This is a genomic window from Streptomyces sp. N50, from assembly GCF_033335955.1.
Taxonomy (GTDB): Bacteria; Actinomycetota; Actinomycetes; order Streptomycetales; family Streptomycetaceae; genus Streptomyces.
On record NZ_CP137549.1, the window covers coordinates 1,638,101 to 1,657,639 of the forward strand.

Sequence of the window (19,539 nt, forward strand, 5' to 3'; positions counted from 1 at the left end):
AGCCCCCATGTCCTCCTTCACCTACGACCTCACCCTCGCCGGTCTCTCCATCGGCAGCGCCGCCGCGCTCACCGGGATCGGCCTGATCGTGACGTACCGCGCGACCGGCGTTCTCAACTTCGCGCACGGCGCGGTCGCGATGGTGTGCGCGTACGTGCTGCGGCAGTTCGTCGTCGGGTGGGGCTGGCCGTTGTGGCTGGGCGCGGTGGTGACGCTGCTGTTCCTCGCGCCGGGTATCGGGGTGGCGCTGGAACGGTTCGTCTTCCGGCCGTTGGCCGTCCTCGGCGGTGATCCGGCGCAGACGCTGGTCGCGTCCATCGGGGTGTTCGTGCTGCTGGTCGGCGGGGCCGCGCTGGTGTGGGGGCGGGGGGCGCGGGACGACGCGCCGGAGCTGGTGTCGGCCGATCCCTGGGGGCAGTTGGCGGTGGTGCTCGTGCTGGCCGCCGGAGTCGGGGCGGTCATCCGGTGGACGCGGTTCGGGCGGGAGCTGCGGGCCGTGGTGGACGACCGCCAACTCGCGGTCCTGGGTGGCGTGGACGCGGACCGGGTGGCTTCGGCGGGCTGGGCGTTCGGGGCGTTCACGGCGGGTCTGACGGGCGTGCTCCTCGCGCCGTCCGTACGCCTGGACCCGTACGGTCTGCCGCTGCTCGTCATGGAGGTGGTGGCGGTCGCGGTGGCCGCGCGGATGCGGAGTCTGCCGGTCGCGGTGGTGGTGGCGCTGGGGATCGGGGTCGGGCAGAGCCAGTTGACGCGGCTTCATCTGGCGGGCTGGGAAGGCGAGTTGTCGCAGGCGGCGGGCGCGAACCTGTTCGTGGTCGCCCTGTTGGTCGCGGCGCTGGTGCTGCCCGGTGTCGGCTCCCGGGATGCCCTCCCGCGTACGGCGACGGCCCGGGTCGCGACGCCTCCCGGTGCCTGGATCGTGGCCGGGGTGCTGTTCCTCCTCCCCCTCGGCTTCGCGGGCTCGGACCTGCGCACCTCGGTCCAAGTCCCGGCGTTGGGCGTGGTGTTGCTCTCCCTGGTGGTGGTCACCGGACGCGGCGGCCAACTCGCGCTCGGACAGGCGGCGTACGCGGGCCTGGGTGCCCTGTTCACGGCGTTGCTGGCGGCGGGCTGCTTCCCGGGCCTGCCGCGCCTCCCCGAACTGGCCGCGCTGGCGACGGCGATGGTCCTGGTCGCTCCCCTGGGCCTGCTGACCGGCTGGCCCGCGATCAGCCGCCACGGCCTGTCCCTCGCCCTCGCGACCTTCGCGGTCGGCGTCGGGGTCAGCCGCTTCGTCTTCGCCCAGCCGTACGCCACGTCGGGCCTGTCACTGGCCCGCCCGTCGGGCTTCGACGGCGACCGCGCGTACTACGTCCTCGAACTCGCGCTCCTGGCAGCCGCGTTGCTGGCCACCCACGCCCTGCGCCGGGGCCGCACGGGCCGCGCCCTCGCCGCCCTCCGCGACCACGAACAGGGCGCGTCGGCATCGGGCGTCCAGGTCCCGTCCCTGAAACTCCTGGCCTTCGTCGCGGGCGCCGCCCTGGCCGCCCTCGGCGGCGGCATGCTCGGCATGGGCGTCCGCGCCTTCGACCCCTCGGCCTACGACCCTGTCCGGGGGCTGCTGTGGTTCGCCGCGGTGGTCGTCCTCGGCGCCGACAGCACACTGGGCGCGCTGGCGGCCGCGGCCCTGTTGGTCGGCCTGGACGCGGGGGCACGGGGTGGGGTGGCGGCGGCGCTTGTCGGGGTGCTGGCGGTGTGCGTGGGGCGTTTCCCCGGGGGGCCGTACGAGGCGCTGCGGGCAGCGGCGGGGCGGCTGCGGCCTCAACGGAGGGTGCGACTCACGGTGTTGGGGGTGGGGGTGCGGAGGAGGTTGCGGCCCGTGTACATGCGCACAGGGTCAACGGAGGCTGTCGGGCCGGGTGTTGTGCGCCCGGCGGAGCGCGACGCGGGGCGAACATCTGGGGCGCGGAGCCCGCGGGGGCACTCGGCCGGGGCCGGCCAGCGGAGTGAATCGGGCGCAATTGCACCTGCCCACCCGGGCGTTGCACGTCCAGCCCAGCCCGATGCCGGGTCGGGACACGCCACCGAACCCGGGCAGCTCGGCCAAACGAGCACAACACCGGCTGATCACACGGCCGTTGCGCGCCCAACCCGGCACGACACCGGATGGAAACACGCCCCCGCCCCCGGGCGGACACCCACCCCACCCCTCCTCACCGCCCACACCCTGCACGCCCGCTACACCGGCTTCACCGCGCTCGACAGAGTCGATCTCGTCGTGCGGGCCGGACAGGTCACCGCCGTCGTCGGGCCCAACGGGGCCGGAAAAAGCACCCTGTTCCACTGTCTGGCCGGGACCGTGCGGCCCACGCGGGGGCAGGTCCGGCTCGGGGGACGGGACATCACCCGGCTGCCCGCGCACGCTCGCACCCGGCTCGGGATCGCCCGGACCTTCCAACAGCTCGCCGTGTTCCCCTCGTTGACCGTCGCCGAGAACGTGCGCGTGGGGGCCGAGCAAGGCCGTGTCACCGAACCCGGCGCTGTGGAGCGGGCGTTGCGGCTGTTCGGGCTGAACGGGGACGTACGGTCGCTGCCCGCCGCCGGCCTGCCCACCGGGACCCTGCGCCGGGTCGAACTGGCGCGGGCCTTCGCCGGCGGCCCTCTCGTGCTGCTGCTCGACGAGCCCGCCGCCGGACTCGACACCGCCGAAGTCGCCGCGCTGACCCTGGTGTTGAGGGCGCTGGCCGCCGAGGGCACCGCCCTGCTCGTCGTCGAGCACGACCTCGATCTGGTCGCCGACCTCGCCGACGTGGTCCATGTGATGGCCGCGGGCCGCATCGTCTCCTCCGGCCCGCCCGGCCACGTCCTCGACACACCCCGCACCCGCGAGGCACCCGCATGACCATCGCCCTCCACCACGCGCGCGTGCGCTACGGCCCCCTCGAAGCCCTGCACGGCATCACCCTCGCGGCCCCCTCCCCCGGGCTCACCGTCCTGCTGGGCCGCAACGGCTCCGGCCGTACAACCGCCCTGCGCGCCCTCGCCGGTACGGTCGCGCTGTCGGGCGGCGCGGTGGTGTGGGACGGCGCCGACGTGACCCGTGTGCCCGCTTACGAAAGAGCGCGCCGGGGACTGTGCCTGGTGCCGGAACGGCAGGCCGTGTTCGGGACCCTCACCGTCCACGAGAACCTCGAACTCGCGGCACCGGCATACGACTTCGCCCTCGACGCCTATCCCCAGCTCCGCCCGCTGCTCCCCCGCCGGGCCGGCACCCTCTCCGGCGGCGAGCAGCGAATGCTCGCGCTCTCCCGGGCCCTGCTGGCACGCGCGCGTGTCGTGCTCGTGGACGAACCGGCGCAGGGCATGTCGCCCGCGGTCGCGGCGCACACGTACGAACTGCTGGGCGGGCTGGACGCGTGCGTGGTCGTGGCCGAGCAGCGGCTGCCGCCGGTGCTGCGCGGCCGGGCGGCGATCGTGTACGAACTGCGGCGCGGGAGGGTCGAGTTCAGCGGCGAGGCGGCCGAGCTGGCGTAACGGGCGCGCCCCCGCCCGGTCGGAGGACCGGGCGGGGGCGACGCGGGAGCGGCTCGGCCCAGAGGCCGTTCATCTCAAAGGCCGTCCGCCTCGAAAGCCGCTCGGCTCAGAGGTCGAGCTGCTGGCCGGGGACGATCAGATCGGGGTCGGCGCCGATGACGGACTTGTTGGCGGCGTAGACCTTCCGCCAAGTGGTCCCGTGCTGGGCGGCGATGGCGCTCAGCGTGTCGCCCTGACGGACGGTGTAGTCGCCGCGGGACGTGCCGCGCGAGGCGTTGTTCGTCCCGCGAGCCGGCGTCTCCGCGGGCTTCGACGGGGTCGCCTTCTTGGTCGACTGCTTCTTCGTCGACCCGGTTGCCGACTCGGACTTGGATCCGCTGGACGACTTCTTCGTCGACTTCTCGCTCACCGTGCCGGAGGAGGCCGCGGGTGCGCTGCCGCTCGCTCCGGCCTTTACCGAGCAGACCGGCCAGGCGCCCCAGCCCTGGGCCCGCTGGACCTTGCTGGCGACGGCGATCTGCGCGGACTTGGAGGCCTGGTCCGCGGTGGCCGCGTAGGCCGAACCGCCGTAGGCGCGCCAGGTTCCGGCGGAGAACTGGAGTCCTCCGTAGTAGCCGTTGCCGGTGTTGATGTGCCAGTTGCCGCCGCTCTCGCACTGGGCGATGCGGTCCCACACTCCACTGTCGGCCGCCGCGGAGTTGCCGCTCGCGGCCAGCACTCCGAGGGGGGCGAGCAGGGCCGCCCCGGCGAGGACCGCCGTCGTACGCACATGACCCTTGCGGTGGGTCTCAGGAGCGTTCTCGCGAGTGGTATCGGCACATTCGGACATGTAGTTCCCTCTCCAACAACCCGGGGTCCCCCAAGGCGGTTCGCGGCTCCCACGCATCGACGCGGTCCTCGCGCTCCTCCCCGTCCGCCGGAAGTGGTGCTGCTTGCTGGCTTGTTCGGCCGGCGGACGTGTCCCGAGCGGTGCTCGTTGCACACGGCGGAGGAATGTACGGAGGTGGACGAGCCGATGTCGACCAACTCCCCGTCGCCGCAGGCCAGTTCACTGTTACCGCGGGTATCGGCACTTTTCGGCCACCCACTACATTCGCTGATTTCACGATTTTTCGACCAGTTGCCGACACGTGCTGTGACTCGGTTCACGCGGCCAACTCCCTTGACCTCCCACAGAGTTGACACGGAGTGTCCGATTCTGTACCGACTGTGACCATCGGCTTCGGTTGGTTCGATTCGGTTCGCTCTGGAGCGTGACTCCCGCCACAGATCCCCCGTTGTCATCTGCATGAGCCCGGGACCCACCGGGCACCGCATTCCGAGGGAGCCACCCGTGCCGCGCATGCTCGACGTCAGCGACGACGTACGCGCCGAGATCGGCGACGAAGAAGCCGACCGGCTGCTCGCCGGAGACAACGCCCCGGGCAGTTACGACTGCACGTCGTGCCGCACCCAGGGCGACTCCGATCAGGAGCGCACCAGCACCGTCCTGTTCATCGGCGACGAGACCGCCGTCCTCGCCTTCGCCCACGCCACCTGCCTGCCCTCCCAGATCGTCCAGGTCACCGAGGAGCAGCTGCAGGGCGCCGTCCGCTCCATCAGCGGCAACACGCACGCCCCGGCCGGCGCACCGGAGAAGGCCGTACCCGAGCAGGCCGTGCTCGGGGTGACCAGCGGACTCGTCCTGATCTCAGGGGAGTTGCACCCCGCCCTGGTCGTCGAGCCGACCGCGCCGATCGTGCGGCCCGGCTCGACCGACACCGGGGACGACTTCCTGCCGCTGCTGATCGAGCAGGGCTTCATGCCGCTCAGTGAGATCACCACCGTGCCGCCGGTACTGCACGGCTGGTCGGTGCTGCTTGCCGCGGGCCAGCTGCACGCCGTGCTCCAGCCGAGCGCCAACGGCGGTTCCCCGGTGGCCTGGTGGCAGGCGCACCAGCCGCTCCAGGTCACCGACAGCTGGCGGGCCGCCGCCAACAAGCACCAGCAGGTGCTGATGTTCGCGGCACCGGTCGGCTCGATCGGCCGCCAGCCCCGCGAGGACCTGCTGCGCAGCGCCCTCGACAAGGCCGCGGCGAACGGCCAGTTGGTCGGCTCCGCGCTCCCGCTCGCGGGCACCTGAGCCGCATCCCTTCAGGTCACGCGTCGTTTGGACATACGTGCACGCATACGACGTTCCCCGCAGCCGGCCCTACCAGTCGATCCCGTCCTCGCGATCGGACCGGGACAGCCCCGGCGGTCCATCGGCCACGCCGATCTACGACCGGCTCTACTCGGAGTGGGTCAAGACCTTCCGCTCGCTGCCGGGTGACCGCAGCGGCGAGGAGGAGCTGGGCTTCACCGCCTTCGGGCACAGCCCGCACAGCACGGGCTCGTTCAGCGGCGGTTCGTTCGGCAGCGGCTCGTTCAACGGGGGTTCGACCGGCGGGGGTTCACTCGGCGGCGGTTCGTACAGCGCGTACAGCGCGGGGGCCTACAGCGCCCGGCAGCAGTCGCAGTGGCAGCGCGTCGGGCAGCTCGGCCACGCCGGGCAGCAGCAGCAACAGCACGGCCACACCGGGATGCACCACATCCCGGCGGCCCTGCCGCCCGGCCCGCGCCGGGGCATCTGACGCGGCACGCACGCACACGAAGAGGGCGGCCCCTGTACCGACAGGGGCCGCCCTCTTCGTCGTAGAAGAACCGTGAACAGCCGTACGGCTGCGGCTACTTCTTCTTGCCGCGCTTCTCGCGGACGCGGACCGAGATGTGGATCGGGGTGCCCTCGAAGGCGAACTCCTCGCGGAGGCGGCGCTCGATGAAGCGGCGGTAGCCGGCCTCGATGAAGCCGGAGGCGAAGAGCACGAAGCGCGGGGGCTTGGTGCCGGCCTGGGTGCCGAAGAGGATGCGGGGCTGCTTGCCGCCGCGGACCGGGTGCGGGTGGGCGGCGACCAACTCGCCGAGGAACGCGTTCAGTCGGCCCGTCGGGACGCGGGTCTCCCAGCCGGCGAGGGCCGTCTCGATACCCGGGACGAGCTTCTCCATGTGGCGGCCGGTGCGCGCCGAGACGTTGACCCGGGGCGCCCACGAGACCTGGGCGAGCTCGGTCTCGATCTCGCGCTCCAGGTAGTAGCGGCGCTCCTCGTCGAGGGTGTCCCACTTGTTGAAGGCGAGGACGATCGCGCGGCCCGCCTCGACGGCCATGGTGACGATGCGCTGGTCCTGCACCGAGATCGACTCGGAGGCGTCGATCAGGATGACCGCGACCTCCGCCTTCTCGACGGCGGCGGCGGTGCGCAGCGAGGCGTAGTAGTCGGCGCCCTGCTGGAGGTGGACACGCTTGCGGATGCCCGCCGTGTCGACGAACTTCCAGGTGATACCGCCGAGTTCGATCAGTTCGTCGACCGGGTCACGGGTCGTGCCCGCGATCTCGTTGACGACGACGCGCTCCTCGCCGGCCACCCGGTTCAGCAGCGAGGACTTGCCGACGTTCGGCCGGCCGATCAGCGCGATCCGGCGGGGCCCGCCGACGGCGGTGCCGAAGGTCTGCTCGGGCGCCTCCGGGAGGGCCTCCAGGACGGCGTCCAGCATGTCGCCGGTGCCACGCCCGTGCAGCGCGGAGACGGGGTGCGGCTCACCGAGCCCCAGGGACCACAGGTAGGAGGCGTCGGACTCACCGCTGAGACCGTCGACCTTGTTGGCGGCCAGCACGACGGGCTTGCCGGCCTTGCGCAGCAGCCGTACGACCGCCTCGTCGGTGTCGGTGGCACCGACCTTGGCGTCGACGACGAAGACGACCGCGTCGGCGGCCTCGATCGCGTACTCGGCCTGGGCGGCCACGGAGGCGTCGATCCCGAGGACGTCCTGCTCCCACCCACCGGTGTCGACGACCTTGAACCGCCGCCCGGCCCACTCGGCCTCGTACGTCACACGGTCACGCGTGACACCGGGCTTGTCCTCCACGACGGCTTCGCGTCGCCCGATGATGCGGTTGACGAGAGTCGACTTGCCGACATTCGGCCGGCCGACGACGGCGAGGACGGGCAGCGGCCCGTGTCCCGCCTCGCCGATGGCGCCCTCGACGTCCTCGATGTCGAAGCCCTCTACGGCGGCGAGCTCCATGAACTCCGCGTACTCGGCGTCGCCGAGCGCCCCGTGCTCGTGCTCCTCGCCGGAGCCGTCGGGCTGGATCTGGTCGTTCATGAAGATCGGTACCTCGTTCATCGTGGTGATCGGTGGAACCCCCGGATTTCGGTTGATCCACTACTCAAGTACTCAAGTGTCTCTTAGCGCCCGGTGAGGCGCCTGGCATCGTCCAGGTGGGCGGCCAGCTGCTTCTGGATGCGCTCGGTGGCCTCGTCCAGTGCCTTGCGCGTACGGCGGCCGGAGCCGTCGCCCGCGTCGAACGGGTCACCGAAGACGATGTCGACGCGGGAGCGCAGCGGGGGCAGCGCCTTTATCAGTCGTCCGCGCTTCTCGGCGCTGCCCAGCACGGCCACCGGCACGATCGGGGCGCCGCCGCGGACCGCGAAGTAGGCGAGCCCGGCGCGCAGCGCGGCGAAGTCGCCCTCACCGCGGCTGCCCTCGGGGAAGATCCCGAGGACCCCGCCGCCCTTCAGTACGTCGAGCGCCCGCGTGACGGCCGTACGGTCGGCGGTCGACCGGTCCACCTCCAGCTGGCCGACGGCGCGCATGAAGGGTCCGAGCGGCCCCACGAACGCCTCTTTCTTGACCAGGAAGTGCGAAGCGCGGGGCGCCACACCGATGACCATCGGGCCGTCGATGTTGTGCGAGTGGTTGACGGCGAGGATCACCGGGCCGGTGGCGGGAACCTTCCAGGAACCCAGCACACGCGGCTTCCACAGCCCGTACATCAGGCCGACGCCGATGCGCCGCCCGATCTCGGCGCCGCGCTCCGTAGGTGCGGTCACTTCGCGGCCCGCTTCTCCCCGACGAGGGTGACGACGCACTCGATGACCTGCTGGAGCGTGAGGTCGGAGGTGTCCACCTCGACCGCGTCGTCCGCCTTCGCGAGCGGCGAGGTCTTGCGCGAGGAGTCGGCCGCGTCCCGCTTCAGCAGCGCCTCGCGGGTGGCCTGTACGTCGGCGCCCTTGAGCTCACCGCTGCGCCGGGCGGCACGCGCCTCCGGGGAAGCGGTGAGGAAGATCTTCAGGTCGGCGTCGGGCAGCACGGTCGTACCGATGTCCCGCCCCTCGACGACGATGCCGTGCTCGGCGCTGGCGGCCAGCGACCGCTGCAGCTCGGTGATCTTCGCCCGCACCTCGGGCACCGCGCTGACCGCGCTGACCTTGGAGGTGACCTCCTGGGTCCGGATCGGCCCGGCCACGTCCACACCGTCGACACTGATCGTCGGGTTCGCCGGGTCCGTCCCCGAGATGATCTCCGCCTTGTCGGCCACGGCGGCGATGGCGGTGGGGTCGGTGAGGTCGATCCCGTTGTTCACCATCCACCAGGTGATCGCCCGGTACTGGGCCCCGGTGTCCAGGTAGCTGAGCCCGAGCTGCGCGGCCACGGCCTTCGACGTGCTCGACTTGCCCGTGCCGGAGGGGCCGTCGATGGCGACAATCACTGCCGGAGCGGTCCGGGCGGCGCCGTTTTCCACGGGAGGACACCTTCCTGGTGCGGGGTGGTGAGCGGGACGGGGTCGCGAGTGCGCCCCGCACAAGGTTACTGGGTGCGCGTCACTCGTCCGGCCCCTGCTCGTCCTGAACGCCGGTGCGCATTGTCCAGCCCGTCCGGCGTTTGAGGACGAGGCCCCTTCAGGGCCGATCGGGGGCCTGGGGGCAGAGCCCCCAGAAGACGCCCGCCCCCACGCACCGCACACCACACCTACTGCCTGATCGCCCAGCCCCGTTCCCGCAATGCCGCAGTCAGCACCGGCGCAGCCTTCGGCTCCACCCACAACTGCACGAGCCCCGCCTGCTGCCCGGTCGCATGCTCGATGCGAACGTCCTCGATGTTGACCCCCGCCATCCCCGCATCCGCGAAGATCCGGGCCAACTGCCCCGGCTGGTCGTCGATCAGCACAGCCACGACCTCGTACACCCGCGGAGCGGACCCGTGCTTGCCGGGCACCCGGACCTGCCCCGCGTTCCCCCGCCGCAGCACGTCCTCGATCCCGCCCGCGCCCTCCCGCCGCTTGCCGTCATCGGCGGACTGCAGCGCACGCAACGCCCGAACCGTCTCCTCCAGGTCCCCGGCGACATCGGTGAGCAGATCGGCGACGGGCCCCGGGTTCGCGGAAAGGATGTCGATCCACATCCGGGGATCCGACGCGGCGATCCGGGTCACATCCCGAATCCCCTGCCCGCACAGCCGTACGGCGGCCTCCTCGGCGTTCTCCAGCCGCGCGGCGACCATGCTGGACACCAGATGAGGCATGTGGGAGACCAGCGCCACAGCCCGGTCATGGGCATCCGCATCCATGACGACCGGCACCGCACGGCAGTGCGAGACCAGCTCCAGGGCGAGGTTCAACACCTCGGTGTCGGTGTCACGCGTGGGCGTCAACACCCACGGGCGGCCCTCGAAAAGATCACCGGTCGCCGCCAGCGGGCCCGACTTCTCGCGCCCGGACATGGGATGCGAGCCGATGTACCGGGACATCACCGCCGGGTCGAGCCCCAGCGACTCCAACTCCCGCCGCGGACCGCCCTTGACGCTGGCCACGTCGAGGTACCCCCGGGCCACCCCCCGCCGCATCGCGTCGGCCAGCACCCCGGCCACCAACGCGGGCGGCGCGGCGACGATCGCGAGGTCGACGGGCCCGTCCGGCGCCTCGTCGGTACCGGCGCCGAGCGCGGCGGCCGTACGCGCCTGCTCGGGGTCGTGGTCGGCGAGGTGGACCACGACTCCGCGCGAGGCGAGGGCGAGCGCGGCGGACGTACCGATGAGCCCGGTGCCGATGACGAGCGCGGTCCTCACTGCGCGATGTCCTTGCGCAGCGCGGCCGCCGCACCGAGGTACACGTGCGCGATGTCGGCACGGGGCCGGTCGGACTCGATGTGCGCGAGGACACGGACCACGCGAGGCATCGCGCCCTCGATGTCGAGTTCCTGCGCGCAGATCAGCGGCACGTCGGCGAACCCGCTGCCGAGCTTGCGCGCCGCGGCCGCCGGGAAGTCGCTGTGCAGATCGGGCGTGGCCGTGAACCAGACGCTGATCAGATCCTCGGCGGTGAGGCCGTTCCGCTCCAGGACGGCGGTGAGCAGCGCTCCGACCTGCTCGTCCATGTGCCCGGCCTCGTCCTTGTCCAGTTGGACGGCGCCCCGGACCGCTCGTACCGCCACGGTTTAGCTCCTCGCTGATGTACGGCTCTTGGTACATCCAGCCTAATCAGCCCGTCCGGCACGGGTGCGCGCCGCCCGCCCACCGAGACGTTCACAGGGACTGCTGCCGGACCAGTTCCTCCAGCGAGGCCGCCTGCGGCACCTGCCCCTGAGGGGTGAGCTTGTCGACGGCCTGGGGCAAGGTCTGCGCGAGGTCGCTCGCGGCCTGCTCCGGGGTGACACCGGCCTGCTCGGCGACCTTCCGCAACGTCTCGTCGGGCAGCGCCTGCTGGATCTGCTCGCCGGTGACGGACTGGTTCTGCCCGGTACCGACCCAGGAGTCCTTCTGCTCGGCGAGCCCGGACTTGGTGAGCATGTCGAGAAGCCCGCCCAGCGGATTACTCCCGGTCCCGCTTCCGCTCTGACTCCCACCGAGGGCGGAGAGCAGCGCGCCCAGGATGTTGCCGCTGCCGGAACCGCTTTGGCCCCCTCCGCCCGCTCCCCTCAGAAGTCCACCGAGAAGGCTGCCGAGATCGTTGCCCGCCATGGCTCGCACCTTTCGAGAGCGGCCGGCCGCTGGTCGGGGCCCGGCCTCGAACCCTGCCAATGTCACCCGAACCGTCCCGTTCCGCTACTTGGGGTGAGATCATCCCGGTATGCCTCTTTACCCACGGCCCGGAGTCCGCTCTGATGGGCTGGAAGCACGCCTCGGGGGAGGGCCACAGTGAAGCGTCCTGGACCATTGCTCACACTTCTGGCGGGTCTGGTGCTGGGCCTGTTCATGCTGACGCTCAACGCGACTTCGGGGACGAAGACCGCATCGTCCTCGTACAGCGAGGCATCACCGTCCGCGTCACCGAAGGCACCGGCGAAGACGTCACCGACACCGTCCGTCACACCCAGCCCGACGCCATCGCCGTCGAAGCCCGCCGTGGCGAACGCCAACTACGCCGGCCGCACCGACGACGACGCCGCCTCGGTCGCGGTCTCCGTCCGTGACGGCAAGGCGGTCGCCTACTTCTGCGACGGCCGCTACAAGGAGGCCTGGCTCCGGGGCCGCGTCAACAACAACGGCAGCATGAAGCTCACCGCCCCGAACGGCGCCGTACTCGACGGCAGGATCGAGCAGGGCAAGAAGATCACCGGCACCGTCAAGGACGAGGGCCGCCCGTACACGTTCACCGCCGACAAGGCCGTCAAGCCGTCCGGGCTGTGGCGCGCGACCGCCAAGGTGCGCGGCGCCAAGATCGACGGCGGCTGGATCGTGCTGCCGAACGGCCGCCAGACCGGCATCGTCACCCGCGACGGCAAAGCCACCTCCGCACCCCGTATCGACCCGGAGACCGGCGCGGTCACGGTCGACGGCCAGCAGCTCACCGCCCAGCCCGTCACCCCCTGACCCACCGTCCGCCTCAGGGAGCCGATCATGACCGCCGACCCGAACGCCGCCACCCAGTCCTACCCCCCGCGCCCACCCGCACCCCACCACGACAGCCCCGCCCGCTACCTGGTCCCGGCCCTGGTCGCCGCCGCCGTAGCGGTCGGCCTCGGCGTCTACGGCAAGGTCCACGACCCGGCGGGCACCGCCTTCAACCTCGCCGGCTTCAGCAGCACGGGCGCGGTGAAGTCCTGGCTCGCGACGACCGCGTTCTTCTTCGCCCTCGTCCAGGTCGTCTCGGCCTTCATGGTCTACGGCCGCCTGCCCGGGCCGAGTTGGTCCGCGACGCTGCACCGCTGGTCGGGGCGGATCGCGTTCCTCGTGGCGGTGCCGGTCGCCGTGCACTGCCTCTACGCGTTCGGCTACCAGACGTACTCGACACGCGTGATGTGGCATTCCGTTCTGGGGTGCGCGTTCTTCGGCGCCTTCAGTGCCAAGATGCTGCTGCTCCGCTCGGAGCGGCTGCCCGGCTGGCTGCTGCCGGTCGTCGGCGGACTGGTCTTCACCCTCCTCACGCTGCTCTGGCTGACATCCGCCCTCTGGTTCTTCCGCACGGTCGGAGTGACGACATGACCACGGCCGTAGCGACCAAGCGACCACACACCTCCCTCGGAGTGACCACATGACCGACAGCTCGACGCGCCGCACGGTCCTCGTGACGGGTGCGGCCGCCGCGCTCACCGCGGGCTGCAGCAAGTACGGCGACAGCAACGACTCCTCGGGCTCGTCGTCGGTGAAGGCCACCGGCGGCCAGGAGCTGGCGAAGACCTCCGAGATCCCCGTCGGCGGCGGCAAGATCTTCAAGGACCAGAAGATCGTGGTGACCCAGCCGAAGAAGGACGAGTTCAAGGCCTTCTCCGCGATCTGCACCCACCAGGGCTGCACGGTCGGCACCGTCGCGAACGGCACCATCGACTGCCCGTGCCACGGCAGCAAGTACCGCATCGCGGACGGTTCCGTGGAGGCGGGACCGGCGCCGAAGCCGCTGCCCGCCGAGCAGATCAAGGTGGAGGGAAATTCGATCCGCCTGGCGTGAGTTGCGACGTACGCTCCGGGAATGCCGTTCGAGAGCCTGGTCCGCGACCACACGATCTACGCCTGCGTGATGGGTTCACGCGCCTTCGGCCTGGCGACGGACGGCAGCGACACGGACCGCCGGGGCGTGTTCGTGGCCCCCACCCCCCTCTTCTGGCGCTTCGACAAGCCGCCGACGCACATCGAGGGCCCGGCGGAGGAGCAGTTCAGCTGGGAGTTGGAGCGCTTCTGCGAACTGGCCCTGCGCGCCAACCCGAACATCCTGGAGTGCCTCCACTCCCCCCTCGTCGAGCACGTCGACGACACCGGCCGTGAACTCCTCGCCCTGCGCGACGCGTTCCTCTCCCGCCAGGTCCACGAGACGTTCACGCGCTACGCGTTGGGCCAGCGCAAAAAGCTGGAGGTCGACATCCGCACGCACGGCGCCCCGCGCTGGAAGCACGCGATGCACCTCCTCCGCCTCCTCACCAGCGCCCGCGACCTGCTCCGCACGGGCACCCTGCGGATCGACGTCGGCGACCAACGCGCCCCACTCCTCGCGGTGAAACGCGGCGAAATCCCCTGGCCGGAGGTCGAGTCCTGGATGACCCGCCTGGCCACGGAGACGGACGAGGCGGCGACCCACACCCCACTCCCGCCGGAGCCGGACCGACGCCGCGTGGAGGACTTCCTGATCGGGGTCCGCCGCGCGTCCACCGACGCCCTAGCGGGGTGACGCCACCGCCAACCCCGCGTTGGCGGCGGCCTCGCCCTGCCTCTTGTCGTACGTCACGAACCAGCTGACCCCGTGACCGAGCTTCAGCGCCGCCACGGTGTGGATCGCGTCGAGGCTGCGCAGCAAGGTGTCCGGCGTCAAGTCCTCCGCGTCCTGCATCAGTTCGGGCGTGAGACGAACCCGCGCGATGGCGTTCAGCAGCGCGTCGGCGGCCGCCCGCTCGTCCTCGTCCGCGCCGAGCCGGTGCAGCAGCAGCCGCACCTCGGTCTGCGCCAGGTCGCAGGTGACGACACGGCGCATTCCGCCGTGCTGCCCGATCCACTGCTCCAGCGCGGCCGTCTCCGCTTCGACCCGCAGCAGCTTGGCGATCGCCGACGCGTCGAGGTAGAGCAGCGTCACCGCGTCTCCTCCTCGCGCTGGGCGAGCAGCTCCGCGGTGGGGCCGCGTCCCTCCGCGTCCCGTCTGACCGCGCGCAGCCGCTCCAGCGCGTCGGCGGCCTCGACGCCGTGACTCTCGTCCATGACCGAGGCGTCGAGCAGGCCGATGGCGATCGCGGCACGGATGTCCCGCTCGGCCGGTTCCAGCGGAGACAGGATGGCGACCGGCACCCCGTCCCGAGTGACCTCGATCGACTCCCCCGCCGCCACGGCGTCCAACAGAGCCGCGGTGTGCCGGGACAGCTCCCGGGCCGGCACGCGCCTGCGCTTCGCCTTACTCATGCCTGCCACGATAGGCCCACTGTCTGACACCGCCCGCCGACGTCAGACACCGTCGCGATGCGTCAGGCATCCCAGAGCGCCCCCAGCCCCAACAGCTCCCCCCGGTACTCGATCCGCCCCGCCCACTCCTCCGGCCACGCGTCCGCCCCGAGATGCGCCCCCGCGAACGCCCCCGCGAGACAGGCGATCGAGTCCGAGTCACCGGACGTACAGGCCGCCCGCCGCAACGCGGTCACCGGTTCCTCGACGAAGAGCAGGAAGCACAACAGGCCGGTAGCCAGGGCCTCTTCGGCGATCCAGCCCGCGCCGGTGGCCAGGCACGGGTCGGTCTCCGGGGAGACGGTCCGTACCGCGTTCTCGAGCCGGCCGAGGATCTCCAGGCACTCGTCCCAGCCCCGCGCGATGAAGTGCTCGGGGGTCGGGTCCTGGCTCCGCGTCCACAGGTCACCCAGCCAGCGCTCGTGGTACCGGGTCCGGTTCTCGACGGCGTACGACCGCAGCAGCCCGACAAGACCGGTCGGTTCGGCACCCTGGGCGAGCAGCCGTACGGCGTGCGCGGTGAGGTCGGACGCGGCGAGGGCGGTCGGGTGGCCATGGGTCAGCGCGGACTGCAACTGGGCGGCACCGGACCGCTGTTCGTCGTCCAGACCGGGGATCAGCCCGACCGGCGCGACGCGCATGTTGGCCCCGCAGCCCTTCGAACCGATCTGGCTGGCGTCCTGCCACACCCGCCCCTCGCTCTTCAGCAGGTTGCAGGCGACGAGGCAAGTCCGGCCCGGGGCACGGTTGTTGTCCGGCGACTGGTACCAGTCCACGAACTCCTCACGCACCGGCCGCTCCATCCGCTTAGGCCCAAGAAGCCCCCGTTCCATGGCAGTTCGCAGCCCGCGCCCCAACGCCAGCGTCATCTGCGTGTCGTCGGTGACGATCGCGGGCTTCGGCAACTCCATCTCCCGCCAGGGACCGAACTTGGCGAGGATGTCGGGCACGGCGTTGAACTCGGTCGGGAAGCCCAGCGCGTCCCCGAGCGCGAGGCCGATCAACGCCCCTGTGGCAGCACCCTTGTTGACGGTGGTCGAGGTCATGCGGGACGTCCTTCCCGGGTCGGCCGGAGCAGCGGTGGATACAGGGCGGTGGCGTTCCCGGCGCGGTACAGCGCCGCCGGCTTCCCCCGACCGCCCGTCAACTTGGCCCCGCCCAGCACCGGTTCGACGAAACCCGGCGTGGCGAGCACCTTGCGGCGGAAGTTCGGGCGGTCCAACTCCGCGCCCCACACGGTCTCGTAGACCTGTTGCAGCTCCCCGAGCGTGAACTCGGGCGAGCAGAAAGCCGTGGCGAGGGAGCTGTACTCCAGCTTGGCGCCCACCCGTTCGTGCGCGTCGGCCAGGATCCGGTCGTGGTCGAAGGCGAGCGGCCCGAGCGCGTCGTAGGGCAGCCAGCGGGCCTGCGCCGCGTCGCTGCCCGCGTGCGGCTCGGGCAGGTCGGGCAGCAGCGCGGCGAAGGCGACGGTGACGACCCGCATGCGGGGGTCCCGGTCGGGCTCGCTGTAGGTGCGCAGCTGCTCCAGATGCAGCCCGGAGACGTCCGACAGGCCGGTCTCCTCGGCGAGTTCACGCCGGGCGGCACTCTCCGCGGACTCGTCCGGCGCCACGAAGCCACCGGGCAGCGCCCAGTGCCCGGCGTACGGCTCCTGACCGCGCTCGACGAGCAGCACATGCAGGGCGCCCGCGCGGATCGTGAGGACGGCGAGGTCGGCGGTGACGGCGAAAGGTTCGAAGGCGTACTTGTCGTAGCCCGGTGTTGTGGTCATGAGCAACCACCCCCCTTAATAGTCAGTCCGACCATAAAGGGAGGTCGCGGTCCGGCACAACCCCCGGCGCCCGAGGAAGACGGCGAGAACGAAACGGCCGGCCCCGGAGAAACCCGGAACCGGCCGCACTCAGCTCACGCTTCTAAAGCTCGACTTACAGATCGACTTCCTGCATCAGCATGCCGACCTCGGTGTTCGACAGCCGTCGCAGCCACCCCGACTTCTGGTCGCCCAGGGTGATCGGGCCGAAGGAGACCCGCACCAGCTTGTCGACCGGGAAGCCGGCCTCCGCGAGCATGCGGCGCACGATGTGCTTGCGGCCCTCGTGGAGGGTCACCTCGACCAGGTAGTTCTTGCCGGTCTGCTCGACGACGCGGAAGTGGTCCGCACGCGCGTACCCGTCCTCCAGCTGGATGCCGTCCTTGAGCTGCTTGCCCAGGTCGCGCGGGATCGGGCCCACGATGTGCGCGAGATAGGTCTTCTTCACGCCGTACTTGGGGTGGGTCAGCCGGTGCGCCAGCTCGCCGTGATTGGTGAGCAGGATCACACCCTCGGTCTCGGTGTCGAGCCGTCCGACGTGGAAAAGACGCGTCTCGCGGTTGGTGACGTAGTCGCCGAGGCACTGCCGGCCCTCGGGGTCCTCCATCGTCGCGACGACACCGGCGGGCTTGTTCAGCGAGAAGAACTGGTACGACTGCGTCGCCACCGTCAGCCCGTCGACCTTGATCTCGTCGTGCTCCGGGTCGACCCGCAGACCCTGCTCGACGACGATCTCGCCGTTGACCTCGACCCGGGACTGCTCGATCAGCTCCTCGCAGGAGCGCCGGGAGCCGTAGCCCGCGCGCGCGAGGACCTTCTGCAGCCGCTCGCCCTCCTGCTCGGCGCCCGGGAAGGTCTTGGGCAGCTTGATGTCCTTCTTGCCCGCGTACCGCTCCCGGTTGCGCTCCTCGGCCCGCGCGTCGTACTCCCGCGAGGTCGCCGGGGCCCAGCGCCCGCGTCCGGTGCCCTGGCCCTGCTTGGGGCCGCCCTTGGCACCACCGCGCGCGGCGGCACCCCGCCCTGACTTGGGACCTTCGTGGGATCCCGTGGGGCCTACGTCGTAGCGCCGCTCCTCGGGACGCGGCTTTCCGGCGCGCTTCGGCTTGTCGTCGCGGCCTCCCGCGCCCCTCGGCTGGGAGCCGCCGCCACCGGCGCCCCGGGAGTTGCCCGCGCCGGAGCCACGGCCGCCGCCGCCCCCACCGGAACCCCGGGGATTGCCGCCCCCGCCGGTCCCGCGGGGGTTGCCGCGCCCGCCGCTCCTACCGCCGCCACCACTGCTGCCACTGCCACTGCTTCGCATCAAAGTTCCGTCGTCGTCGTTTCGTCTGCATCTGCATCCGGTGCATCCGGATCGAACGACGGGACCCCTTCCAGCGTCTCCGCCTCGATCGCCTCAGCCTCAGGGAGGAAGGGCGCGAGCTCCGGGAGCTCGTCCAGGCCGCGCAGGCCCATCCGCTCCAGAAAGTAGTTCGTCGTCACGTACAGGATCGCACCTGTTTCGGGTTCCGTGCCCGCCTCCTCGACCAGACCCCGCTGGAGGAGGGTGCGCATCACACCGTCGCAGTTGACTCCGCGGACCATCGAGACCCTGCTGCGGCTGACCGGCTGGCGGTACGCGACGACCGCCAGGGTCTCCAGCGCCGCCTGGGTGAGCCGGGCCTGCTGACCGTCCAGGACGAAGCCCTCGACGGCCGGCGCGTACTCCGGTCGCGAGTAGAAACGCCACCCGCCCGCGATCAGCCTGAGCTCGAAACCGCGCCCCTGGACGGTGTACTCGTCGGCCAGCTCACGCAGCGCGTCCGCGATCCGCCGTTTGGGCCGCTGGAGTATTTTCGCGAGGTGTTCCACGGTCGCGGGCTCGTCCACGACCATCAGGACGGCCTCCAGGGCGGGCTTGAGGTCGAGCTCCGCGACGCCGGACGGGCTCGCCGGTACGCCCGTGGTCTCCTCGCTCACGCCGACTCCTCCTTGGTCTCCTTGGGCGGCTCGGGCGGCCGGTCGAACTCGTCCGTCACCACCGGCTCGCCTTCCCCCTCCCCACCGGTCCAGCGCACGATCAGATCCCCGAGCGCGGTCTCCTGGTCCAGCGCGACGGCCTTCTCCCGGTACAGCTCCAGCAGCGCCAGGAACCTCGCCACGACGGTCAGGGTGTCGTCGGTGTCGTCCACGAGCACGCTGAAACTGGCCTCGCCGAGCTCCCGCAGCCGCGCGACCATGATCCCGGCCTGCTCCTGCACGCTGACGAGCGGCGCGTGGATGTGATCGACGTACACCTGCGGCTTGGGCTTGGCCTGCATCGCCTTCACGGCGAGCTTGGCGAACCCCTCGGGCCCGATCCGGATGACCACCTCGGGCAGCAGCTCGGCGTGGTGCGGTTCGAGCCCGACGGTCCGGGGATAGCGCCGGGCCTCGTCGTCGAGCCGCCGGTTGAAGATGTCGGCGATCTGCTTGTACGCCCGGTACTGCAACAACCGCGCGAACAACAGGTCCCGAGCCTCCAGCAACGCGAGATCGGCCTCGTCCTCGACCTCGGCGGCGGGCAGCAACCGCGCCGCCTTCAGATCCAGCAGGGTCGCCGCGACCACAAGGAACTCGGTCGTCTGGTCCAGGTCCCAGTCAGGACCCATCGCCCTGATGTACACCATGAACTCATCGGTGACCTTGGACAGCGCCACCTCGGTCACATCGAGCTTGTGCTTCGAGATCAGCTGGAGGAGAAGGTCGAAGGGCCCCTCGAAGTTGGCGAGCCGGACCTTGAAAACCCCGTCATCGGCTTCTTCGGCCGCTTCAGGCTCCGCGACAACCGCCACGGGCTCTTCTACGACGGCCTCGGGCACTGGCTCCGCTACGACGACCTCGGGCACCGGCTCCGCCAGGGCGACCTGCGCCTCGGGCCCGGGTTCGGGAGCCGCGCCCGGCCCCTTGCCCAGCGCACGCCGACGACCGGCAGGTGCGCCGGATGCGGGAGCGTCGTTCGAGGTCATGGCCCCCGCAGGCTACCG

The 19,539-nt window shown here is 71.3% G+C and carries 22 protein-coding genes; 8 read left to right on the forward strand and 14 right to left on the reverse strand.

The features are described from left to right. Nucleotides 1-7: 7 nt before the first annotated feature. On the forward strand, nucleotides 8-2,881 hold the full coding sequence (locus R2B38_RS06935; RefSeq protein ID WP_318015433.1) for an ABC transporter permease subunit: 2,874 nt from the start codon (nucleotides 8-10) through the stop codon (nucleotides 2,879-2,881). Then, nucleotides 2,878-3,513, forward strand: coding sequence for an ATP-binding cassette domain-containing protein (locus R2B38_RS06940; RefSeq protein ID WP_318015434.1), 636 nt, complete (start codon nucleotides 2,878-2,880; stop codon nucleotides 3,511-3,513). The genes R2B38_RS06935 and R2B38_RS06940 overlap by 4 nt, the downstream gene beginning before the upstream one ends. Before the next feature lie 106 nt (nucleotides 3,514-3,619). Here R2B38_RS06940 and R2B38_RS06945 read toward each other — a convergent pair whose 3' ends face one another. Next, nucleotides 3,620-4,342 (reverse strand): transglycosylase family protein, encoded by a 723-nt coding sequence (locus R2B38_RS06945; RefSeq protein ID WP_318015435.1) that lies wholly within the window; start codon nucleotides 4,340-4,342, stop codon nucleotides 3,620-3,622. Nucleotides 4,343-4,846: 504 nt separating this feature from the next. Here R2B38_RS06945 and R2B38_RS06950 point away from each other — a divergent pair. Next, nucleotides 4,847-5,635: a hypothetical protein gene (locus R2B38_RS06950; protein ID WP_318015436.1), complete on the forward strand. Its 789-nt coding sequence runs from the start codon at nucleotides 4,847-4,849 to the stop codon at nucleotides 5,633-5,635. Between the two features lie 37 nt (nucleotides 5,636-5,672). Continuing rightward, on the forward strand, nucleotides 5,673-6,125 hold the full coding sequence (locus tag R2B38_RS06955; protein WP_318015437.1) for a hypothetical protein: 453 nt from the start codon (nucleotides 5,673-5,675) through the stop codon (nucleotides 6,123-6,125). A 94-nt stretch (nucleotides 6,126-6,219) separates the two neighbouring features. On the opposite strand, the gene der is transcribed toward R2B38_RS06955, so the two are convergent. The 6 genes from der to R2B38_RS06985 form a co-directional block, all read right to left on the reverse strand. After that, nucleotides 6,220-7,695 (reverse strand): ribosome biogenesis GTPase Der, encoded by a 1,476-nt coding sequence (gene der / locus R2B38_RS06960; RefSeq protein ID WP_033286322.1) that lies wholly within the window; start codon nucleotides 7,693-7,695, stop codon nucleotides 6,220-6,222. 83 nt (nucleotides 7,696-7,778) lie between these two features. Further along, nucleotides 7,779-8,366 carry a lysophospholipid acyltransferase family protein gene (locus R2B38_RS06965; protein WP_318021600.1) on the reverse strand — a complete coding sequence of 196 codons (588 nt, stop codon included), beginning with the start codon at nucleotides 8,364-8,366 and terminating at the stop codon, nucleotides 7,779-7,781. Nucleotides 8,367-8,419: 53 nt separating this feature from the next. Further along, a complete protein-coding gene (gene cmk / locus R2B38_RS06970) occupies nucleotides 8,420-9,115 on the reverse strand; it encodes a (d)CMP kinase (protein ID WP_318015438.1) in 696 nt (231 codons plus the stop codon). A 227-nt stretch (nucleotides 9,116-9,342) separates the two neighbouring features. Further along, complete coding sequence (locus R2B38_RS06975) at nucleotides 9,343-10,437, reverse strand: prephenate dehydrogenase (protein WP_318015439.1); 1,095 nt, start codon at nucleotides 10,435-10,437, stop codon at nucleotides 9,343-9,345. Then, on the reverse strand, nucleotides 10,434-10,802 hold the full coding sequence (gene aroH / locus R2B38_RS06980) for a chorismate mutase (RefSeq protein WP_033286250.1): 369 nt from the start codon (nucleotides 10,800-10,802) through the stop codon (nucleotides 10,434-10,436). Before aroH ends, R2B38_RS06975 begins: the two co-directional genes overlap by 4 nt. Before the next feature lie 91 nt (nucleotides 10,803-10,893). Next, the gene (locus R2B38_RS06985) at nucleotides 10,894-11,328 is read right to left on the reverse strand and encodes a YidB family protein (protein WP_318015440.1); all 435 of its coding nucleotides are present in this window, start codon (nucleotides 11,326-11,328) and stop codon (nucleotides 10,894-10,896) included. Between the two features lie 177 nt (nucleotides 11,329-11,505). Between R2B38_RS06985 and R2B38_RS06990 the strand changes: the two genes are divergently transcribed. The 4 genes from R2B38_RS06990 to R2B38_RS07005 are packed head-to-tail and all read left to right on the forward strand — an operon-like array spanning nucleotide 11,506 to nucleotide 13,969. After that, entirely contained in the window at nucleotides 11,506-12,180 is a 675-nt protein-coding gene (locus tag R2B38_RS06990) for a hypothetical protein (RefSeq protein WP_318015441.1), read from the forward strand. Between the two features lie 27 nt (nucleotides 12,181-12,207). Continuing rightward, entirely contained in the window at nucleotides 12,208-12,792 is a 585-nt protein-coding gene (locus tag R2B38_RS06995) for a DUF6529 family protein (protein WP_318015442.1), read from the forward strand. A 49-nt stretch (nucleotides 12,793-12,841) separates the two neighbouring features. After that, complete coding sequence (locus R2B38_RS07000; protein WP_318015443.1) at nucleotides 12,842-13,255, forward strand: Rieske (2Fe-2S) protein; 414 nt, start codon at nucleotides 12,842-12,844, stop codon at nucleotides 13,253-13,255. Nucleotides 13,256-13,276: 21 nt separating this feature from the next. Next, a complete protein-coding gene (locus R2B38_RS07005) occupies nucleotides 13,277-13,969 on the forward strand; it encodes a DNA polymerase beta superfamily protein (RefSeq protein ID WP_318015444.1) in 693 nt (230 codons plus the stop codon). Here R2B38_RS07005 and R2B38_RS07010 read toward each other — a convergent pair. The 7 genes from R2B38_RS07010 to R2B38_RS07040 form a co-directional block, all read right to left on the reverse strand. Next, nucleotides 13,958-14,368, reverse strand: coding sequence for a type II toxin-antitoxin system VapC family toxin (locus tag R2B38_RS07010; protein ID WP_318015445.1), 411 nt, complete (start codon nucleotides 14,366-14,368; stop codon nucleotides 13,958-13,960). The genes R2B38_RS07005 and R2B38_RS07010 overlap by 12 nt on opposite strands. Further along, the gene (locus R2B38_RS07015) at nucleotides 14,365-14,688 is read right to left on the reverse strand and encodes a type II toxin-antitoxin system prevent-host-death family antitoxin (RefSeq protein WP_318015446.1); all 324 of its coding nucleotides are present in this window, start codon (nucleotides 14,686-14,688) and stop codon (nucleotides 14,365-14,367) included. The genes R2B38_RS07010 and R2B38_RS07015 overlap by 4 nt, the downstream gene beginning before the upstream one ends. A 62-nt stretch (nucleotides 14,689-14,750) precedes the next feature. Continuing rightward, the gene (locus tag R2B38_RS07020; RefSeq protein ID WP_318015447.1) at nucleotides 14,751-15,773 is read right to left on the reverse strand and encodes an ADP-ribosylglycohydrolase family protein; all 1,023 of its coding nucleotides are present in this window, start codon (nucleotides 15,771-15,773) and stop codon (nucleotides 14,751-14,753) included. Next, nucleotides 15,770-16,498, reverse strand: coding sequence for an NUDIX hydrolase (locus tag R2B38_RS07025; RefSeq protein ID WP_318015448.1), 729 nt, complete (start codon nucleotides 16,496-16,498; stop codon nucleotides 15,770-15,772). The genes R2B38_RS07020 and R2B38_RS07025 overlap by 4 nt, the downstream gene beginning before the upstream one ends. A 154-nt stretch (nucleotides 16,499-16,652) precedes the next feature. Beyond that, nucleotides 16,653-17,837, reverse strand: coding sequence for a pseudouridine synthase (locus tag R2B38_RS07030; protein ID WP_318015449.1), 1,185 nt, complete (start codon nucleotides 17,835-17,837; stop codon nucleotides 16,653-16,655). Next, nucleotides 17,837-18,493: an SMC-Scp complex subunit ScpB gene (scpB, locus tag R2B38_RS07035; protein ID WP_033286240.1), complete on the reverse strand. Its 657-nt coding sequence runs from the start codon at nucleotides 18,491-18,493 to the stop codon at nucleotides 17,837-17,839. Before scpB ends, R2B38_RS07030 begins: the two co-directional genes overlap by 1 nt. Then, a complete protein-coding gene (locus tag R2B38_RS07040; RefSeq protein WP_318015450.1) occupies nucleotides 18,490-19,521 on the reverse strand; it encodes a segregation and condensation protein A in 1,032 nt (343 codons plus the stop codon). Before R2B38_RS07040 ends, scpB begins: the two co-directional genes overlap by 4 nt. Between the last annotated feature and the right edge of the window lie 18 nt (nucleotides 19,522-19,539).

Excerpts from the sequence above, each read along its gene's own strand:
- R2B38_RS06935 (WP_318015433.1), top strand. The coding sequence starts at position 8 with ATGTCCTCCTTCACCTACGACCTCACCCTCGCCGGTCTCTCCATCGGC.
- R2B38_RS06940 (WP_318015434.1), top strand. The coding sequence starts at position 2,878 with ATGACCATCGCCCTCCACCACGCGCGCGTGCGCTACGGCCCCCTCGAA.
- R2B38_RS06945 (WP_318015435.1), bottom strand. The coding sequence starts at position 4,342 with ATGTCCGAATGTGCCGATACCACTCGCGAGAACGCTCCTGAGACCCAC.
- der (WP_033286322.1), bottom strand. The coding sequence starts at position 7,695 with ATGAACGACCAGATCCAGCCCGACGGCTCCGGCGAGGAGCACGAGCAC.
- R2B38_RS06965 (WP_318021600.1), bottom strand. The coding sequence starts at position 8,366 with ATGTACGGGCTGTGGAAGCCGCGTGTGCTGGGTTCCTGGAAGGTTCCC.
- R2B38_RS06985 (WP_318015440.1), bottom strand. The coding sequence starts at position 11,328 with ATGGCGGGCAACGATCTCGGCAGCCTTCTCGGTGGACTTCTGAGGGGA.
- R2B38_RS06995 (WP_318015442.1), top strand. The coding sequence starts at position 12,208 with ATGACCGCCGACCCGAACGCCGCCACCCAGTCCTACCCCCCGCGCCCA.
- R2B38_RS07000 (WP_318015443.1), top strand. The coding sequence starts at position 12,842 with ATGACCGACAGCTCGACGCGCCGCACGGTCCTCGTGACGGGTGCGGCC.
- R2B38_RS07005 (WP_318015444.1), top strand. The coding sequence starts at position 13,277 with ATGCCGTTCGAGAGCCTGGTCCGCGACCACACGATCTACGCCTGCGTG.
- R2B38_RS07015 (WP_318015446.1), bottom strand. The coding sequence starts at position 14,688 with ATGAGTAAGGCGAAGCGCAGGCGCGTGCCGGCCCGGGAGCTGTCCCGG.
- R2B38_RS07020 (WP_318015447.1), bottom strand. The coding sequence starts at position 15,773 with ATGACCTCGACCACCGTCAACAAGGGTGCTGCCACAGGGGCGTTGATC.
- R2B38_RS07025 (WP_318015448.1), bottom strand. The coding sequence starts at position 16,498 with ATGACCACAACACCGGGCTACGACAAGTACGCCTTCGAACCTTTCGCC.
- R2B38_RS07030 (WP_318015449.1), bottom strand. The coding sequence starts at position 17,837 with ATGCGAAGCAGTGGCAGTGGCAGCAGTGGTGGCGGCGGTAGGAGCGGC.
- R2B38_RS07040 (WP_318015450.1), bottom strand. The coding sequence starts at position 19,521 with ATGACCTCGAACGACGCTCCCGCATCCGGCGCACCTGCCGGTCGTCGG.